A 6,000-nucleotide genomic window follows, 5' to 3' on the forward strand; every position below is an offset into this window, starting at 1 on the left:
ACTTATGAAACGGTTTTTTTCTGCTTATATTTAAGCTTTCCATTCAATTGTTGCACTGCGCTTTAAAATAAATTCTAATATATTCATCACATCAGCCATTTATTCTTAATGCTCACTTCGTCTTCACAAAATAATATAAAAACCACACTGCATGATTTTGTTCATCGGCAGCTATTCTGCGCAATAACTCTTTTAGATGTGCATCTGATGTTTCATCTGAAATTTCCAAATAAAAATCTACTGTCTTCTGTTCATCTTGTATTGCGAATTCTAATCCTTGTAAGTACGTATTTGGACATTCTTCTGTAATTTGTGGTTTCGGCTGCTGACCAGTTAAATTTGTATAGATTTGTACAAAATGATGGAAATGCTTTATTTCATCGTTACGAATTTCAAGAATTTGATTTCGTTCCGCCGCATTTGGAGCCATGTTGGCTAATTTCGCATAGCAATTTATAGCACTAAACTCTCCATTAATTGCTTTCTCAATATCACGAATCAACTTATCATTTTGCCTATACCAATCATAATCATTCGAATTATACATCGTATCCCCTCCATTATTTCACATAACATTTTATGCAATTTGAAATAGCAGGAGCATGTATATAAAAGGAAAACGCAAATCCCAACTCTTCGATTAAAAAAATCTATCTATCACTGCTTGATTTCCCTATAGATTAATAATAAATTCACAAAAAAACGGTTCACTATTAGTGAACCGTTTTTATCTTTTACACATTTCATTTATACACAACTTTAAAATAGGAATAAACAGTTAACACATAATACCCAAAGTAAATTATACAATATGCACCACTACTAATTAATATAGGAATAATGATATTATTTATAGGCATGTTGTTTATTATCGGTATCGCAAATAAGCTATGAACAAGTCCGACTATTAGAGGTGAAATAAAACTAAAGCTAACTTGTTTCGAAATTGACTTTCTTACCTCTTTTTTCGTAACACCTATTTTCCGAAGAGTTTCATAATATCTCTGATTAGCATACGCTTCAGATAATTGTTTATAATATATAATTGAACCTGTCGCCAAAACAAATATTACCCCTAAAAAACTTCCAATAAATAACGCAACTCCATACAGTTGCATAAAATCTCCCTTTGTTTCAGATTGCCCTACATAATACCCTGCTGCGACTGTACTAATTGCAGTTAAAGCTGTGGCGCTTAATATAGCAATTGTTGCAAGTAACTTAGCGTTTCCTTTTACTCGGTACAGTAATTGCGAAATGTTTATTATATTTATTCCGCTATAAAATATTTCTCTTTTACTTTTAATTTTCTTTAAAACAATAACTGTATAAGAAGTGAATAGAAAATATGTCCCAAAAACAACTACAAACAAAATAAAAACTGGAATCATTATAGGATTTATAAGTGGGTTCATTGGATCTATAGGATTCCGCACTATATTTACTACTTCACGGAAGAAGCCTGCTAATATATATCCTACTCCCATTAAAATAAGACCTATATACGCCCTAAGTACAGAACCTTTTGGCATACGTTCTCCTTGATGATTAGCTTGAAACATTTCAATCAATGGAAATTTATAAATGATGCGAGAATTTTTCCATGCTGTATATAATAAAATAGATAAAAAGACGATGAACGTGTCTATTATTGCTTTTATAGATAACTCAAAATGAATAGGTACATGTAATTTCATTAAACTCATTAGCAACTCTAAAAATAATTTAAAGCTCACACTACCAATCAGTATGCCAACTACTAACGCAACGCCTCCCATTATCATAGTCTCACAAAATAACATCGTACCAATTTGTTTTTTAGTTATTCCTAGTAAAGAATATAATCCTACCTCTTTTTTACGTTTCCTTATAAAAAAATTAGTAGAATAAATAATAAATATGGCTATAAAAATAATGAGAATCACTTTTGAAGATTGAAGAACACTATTAATCATCACATTATTAACCATTTCTTTTTTTATTTGAGTACTATATCGAAGTGATGCAAATATAAAATAGATAAGCATACTGGAAGCTAACGATACAAAATAAAGTATATACTCTTTAAAATTACGCCGTATGTTACGTTGAACTATATCAAATAAATTCATTTATCTGAACCTCCAGAAATAGAAGACATTACATCAATGACTTGTTGGAAAAAGAGTGAATACTCGCAGGAGTATTTACTCTTCTTTGAAAACACTTTACTAACAAACTACCCTTTTCACTTATTCATATCGCAAACACTCAATCGGATCTAATTTAGCTGCTTTATTAGCTGGCAGTATACCAAAGACAATACCAATTGACATCGATATTCCAACTGAGAGTAATCCAAGACTTACAGAAATAACTAGTGGCCATTCACCTATTGATGATGCGATCCAAGCAAAAAACATACCTAATCCAAAACCAATCGCCCCGCCTAATGACGTTAAAATACATGCTTCGATGAGAAATTGTGTTAATATTTTTCCTCTCGTTGCACCGAGTGCTTTTCGAATACCTATTTCACGTGTACGCTCTGTCACGGATACTAACATAATATTCATCACACCAATACCACCTACAAGTAAGGAAATCCCAGCAATACTAGCAAATACTATTTTCATCGTTCGTGTTGACTCTTCTATTTTTTGACCATATGCTTTCGTATCCTCCACTGTAAAAGAATGCTCAAATTCTGGGGATTTCAATTCATTCAATACAGATATAGCTTGTTTTTCTACAGCCTCTCGCTCACTTGGGGAAGATAACTTAATTTTCACTGTATCGTATTCCTCAATCCCTGCAATTAAAGCTGCATTATCGATAGATGTATACCCTTCATACAATTTAAATTGACGTTGAAAACCGTCTTCATATTTGTACACCCCGACAACCTTATATGGTTTTCCTTTTATATCTATATACAAATCATCTTTCCAAGTTTCAAATAGTGTTTTAAATAAATCTTCAGCTACAATTACAACAGGAATTGGCTTTTTCAGTTCATCCGGTGTTAACTCTCGCCCATGCACCATTTTCATTTTAGAGTCCTGCATAAAGTTTCCTGTTCCCCCATTTAAACTAAAGGAAACATTTTTTGATCCTGTATATACTTTTACGTCCATATGCACATTGGGATACACATCTTTTACACCTCGTATCACTTGCAATTGCTTTACCATATGTGGTGTAATTTTTGCTTTTTCTGTCGGAGAATCAGGGTTGAAATATTCTATTTTAAGTTCATCCATATGCTGATTCTCTGCAAGTTCCTTTTGCATCTTTGCAGTCTGTCCATCTCCCATTGAAATAATTGTTATAATTGCACTTATTCCAATAATAATGCCTAGCATTGTTAATATAGATCGCATTTTATGCGCAAAAATAGAAGATATGGCCATGCGTATATTTTCATTCGTATTCAAATTTATTCTCTCCAATCTTGTACGATATTGCCGTCACGAATTACAATTTGACGTGCTGCTGCTTCTCCGATTTCACGATCGTGAGTAATCATAATAATCGTTGAACCTTGTTTATTTAATTCGTAAAAGAGCTCCATAATTTGTTCACTCGTTTTCGTATCAAGTGCACCAGTTGGTTCATCGGCTAAAATAAATTTCGGATTATTTACAATTGCACGCGCTACAGCAACACGCTGTTTTTGACCACCTGATAACTCACTTGGAAGATGCGTAGCACGTTCAGCTAACCCAACTTTCGTTAAAGCAGCTAACGAAAGCTCGCGTCTTTCTTTTTTATCAACTCCTGCATAAATAAGAGGTAATTCTACATTTTGAAGGGCTGTAAGCCTTGGTAGTAACATGAAATTTTGGAATACAAAGCCGATTTCTTTATTACGTACGTGTGCAAGTTCTGTTTCAGACATAGTTGAAATGTTTTGACCAGCTAGCTCATACGTACCTGCAGTTGGTTTATCTAAACAACCGATAATGTTCATTAAGGTTGACTTACCAGAACCTGATGGTCCCATAATGGAAGTGAATTCCCCCTGATTCAGTATTACATCGATTCCATGTAATATTTGGACGGACTCTGTACCGTTTTGAAAAGATTTCGTGATGCCTTTTAAATGAATCATTTTGTGTTAACCTCCATACCATCTTTTACATTTTTCGTAGGTTCAGAGATAATTTGTACACCTTTTTTCACTCCAGAAACTTTTGCTTCATGATCCGTTTCAAATTCAACCGTAACTACTTGTTCTTTCGCTTTTCCATCTTTGACAACGAATACAACATCTTTGTCACCTTTTTTCACCATACTGCTTTTCGGAACGATTGTACCTGTTGCTTCGCCTGTTTTATTTGTCACGTTTACGTGGAAACCGTTTTGTAATCCTTCACTCTCGTTTAATGTAACAGTGAATGGATAGCTAGAAACTCTTTTGTTTTCATCCATATTCTTTACTGGTGTAGATCCGATTTCTGTAACTTTTCCTGACCACGTCTTACCAGATACAGTTTTTGATGAAACTATTACTTCTTGTCCAACTTTCACACTCGCAAGCTCATATTCAGACAGTTGACCTTTTACTTTAAATGGACCAGCGTGACGAAGCGTAATCCCACTCATTCCAGCATCATTATTTTTGACGATGTCATCAATTACACCATCAACCGGGCTCGTTACTGAAAGTGTGTTTACTTTCTCTTTTGCTGCTTTAATCATTTCATCAGCTTTTTCTACTTCAAACCTTTTCATTTCAATTTGTGATTCTAATTGTTGTACTTCGATTTCTGATGCTTTTAACGTTTCCTCAGGAAGACCAGCGTTTTTATCTTTTTTTAATTTCTGCTTCGCTGCATCCATTTGTTTCTGATGCAATGTTACTTCTTTTTGCGCAATTTTCTTTTGCATTTCCGCTTCTGTTACACCTTGTTTAGTAATTGGGTCATTATATTTAAAAAGAAGTTGCCCTTTTTTTATTTCATCACCTTTTTTAACAGCTATTTCATACGTACCTTTTGTTGGATCGAATGAAATTGTTTCTATACCATTTGGGATAACCTCTCCGCCTAATTTTTGCTCATTCTCTATTTGTTTTTCTGTCACTTCATATGTTTTATAAGTTTCAACTGGTTCAGATTCTCCTGCAAATGTCATATACGACCCTACTCCTAAACCAATTGTGACCACACCAACGATGACTAGTTTTTTTGCTTTCTTCATATCATAATATCCTCACTTTTTCATGTGTTTTACTTTTAGAAACTGTACGTCCTTTTCTTGAATAATTTTTGAACGTTTTTGAAAATGACATATAAAGCCTCGTACATACTATGTACAATATAAAAAGCCCCACTTTTTCATTACCAGTTCCTCCTTGACCTAACATACGTATAGGATAGAAAAAACTAGTTAAATAAAAAGTGGGGTAAACATTAAATTTTCATTAAATTCTTGAACTCTCTTCTTTTGGCAATCTTACTTCAAATATTGTTCTAATTACATTACTTTCTGCTGAAATCGTTCCATTATGCTGTTCAACAATATTTTTTGCAATAAATAACCCAAGGCCTGTACCACCTTGTTGCCCTGTTCTTGCTTTATCACCTGTATAAAGCATGTCAAAAAGATAGGGTAAATCTTCTTCTGGAATGCTATCTCCATAATTAATAATTTGTACGATAATCTCTCCATTTTCAATATATCCATTCATATCAACAAATTGGCCATTATCTCCGTATCTAACCGCATTTGTTACAAGATTTTCAAATACTCGAGCTAACAAATTCCCGTCACCGTAAATATATAAATGAGGATTAACATTCAACCTAGCTTCTAAATGATGTTTCTCCAATAATGGATATAGTTCCTCATCTAATTGTATAAGCAATTCACTTATATTAATTGTTTTTTTATCTAAATTTAGCACGCCATAGTTCATTCGCGTAATTTCAAATAACTCATCAATTAAGCTTTCAAGTCGCTGTGATTTCGCAAATGCAATCATAGAAAAATGTTTAATTTGCTCCTTCGATAAAC

6 protein-coding genes are annotated in these 6,000 nt (G+C 33.3%); all 6 read right to left on the reverse strand.

Annotated features, from left to right (window positions below; all coding sequences use genetic code 11):
- Window positions 1–112: 112 nt before the first annotated feature.
- Complete coding sequence (locus tag GFJ36_RS16130) at window positions 113–547, reverse strand: ferritin-like domain-containing protein (protein WP_087984549.1); 435 nt, start codon at window positions 545–547, stop codon at window positions 113–115.
- A gap of 196 nt (window positions 548–743) precedes the next feature.
- On the reverse strand, window positions 744–2,111 hold the full coding sequence (locus GFJ36_RS16135) for an FtsX-like permease family protein (protein ID WP_087984548.1): 1,368 nt from the start codon (window positions 2,109–2,111) through the stop codon (window positions 744–746).
- A gap of 120 nt (window positions 2,112–2,231) precedes the next feature.
- On the reverse strand, window positions 2,232–3,416 hold the full coding sequence (locus GFJ36_RS16140) for an ABC transporter permease (RefSeq protein ID WP_087984547.1): 1,185 nt from the start codon (window positions 3,414–3,416) through the stop codon (window positions 2,232–2,234).
- A 2-nt stretch (window positions 3,417–3,418) separates the two neighbouring features.
- Window positions 3,419–4,093 (reverse strand): ABC transporter ATP-binding protein, encoded by a 675-nt coding sequence (locus GFJ36_RS16145; protein ID WP_097890320.1) that lies wholly within the window; start codon window positions 4,091–4,093, stop codon window positions 3,419–3,421.
- Entirely contained in the window at window positions 4,090–5,184 is a 1,095-nt protein-coding gene (locus tag GFJ36_RS16150; protein WP_097890322.1) for an efflux RND transporter periplasmic adaptor subunit, read from the reverse strand. The genes GFJ36_RS16145 and GFJ36_RS16150 overlap by 4 nt, the downstream gene beginning before the upstream one ends.
- 223 nt (window positions 5,185–5,407) lie before the next feature.
- Window positions 5,408–6,000 (reverse strand): sensor histidine kinase (locus GFJ36_RS29670; protein WP_242015998.1); only part of this gene is annotated, 593 nt, incomplete at its 5' end.

Origin of the sequence: Bacillus sp. EE-W1, assembly GCF_009760835.1 — a bacterium.
Taxonomy (GTDB): domain Bacteria; phylum Bacillota; class Bacilli; order Bacillales; family Bacillaceae_G; genus Bacillus_A; species Bacillus_A wiedmannii.

Coding starts and splice junctions, on each gene's coding strand:
- GFJ36_RS16130 (WP_087984549.1), bottom strand. CDS start 547: ATGTATAATTCGAATGATTATGATTGGTATAGGCAAAATGATAAGTTG.
- GFJ36_RS16135 (WP_087984548.1), bottom strand. CDS start 2,111: ATGAATTTATTTGATATAGTTCAACGTAACATACGGCGTAATTTTAAA.
- GFJ36_RS16150 (WP_097890322.1), bottom strand. CDS start 5,184: ATGAAGAAAGCAAAAAAACTAGTCATCGTTGGTGTGGTCACAATTGGT.
- GFJ36_RS16145 (WP_097890320.1), bottom strand. CDS start 4,093: ATGATTCATTTAAAAGGCATCACGAAATCTTTTCAAAACGGTACAGAG.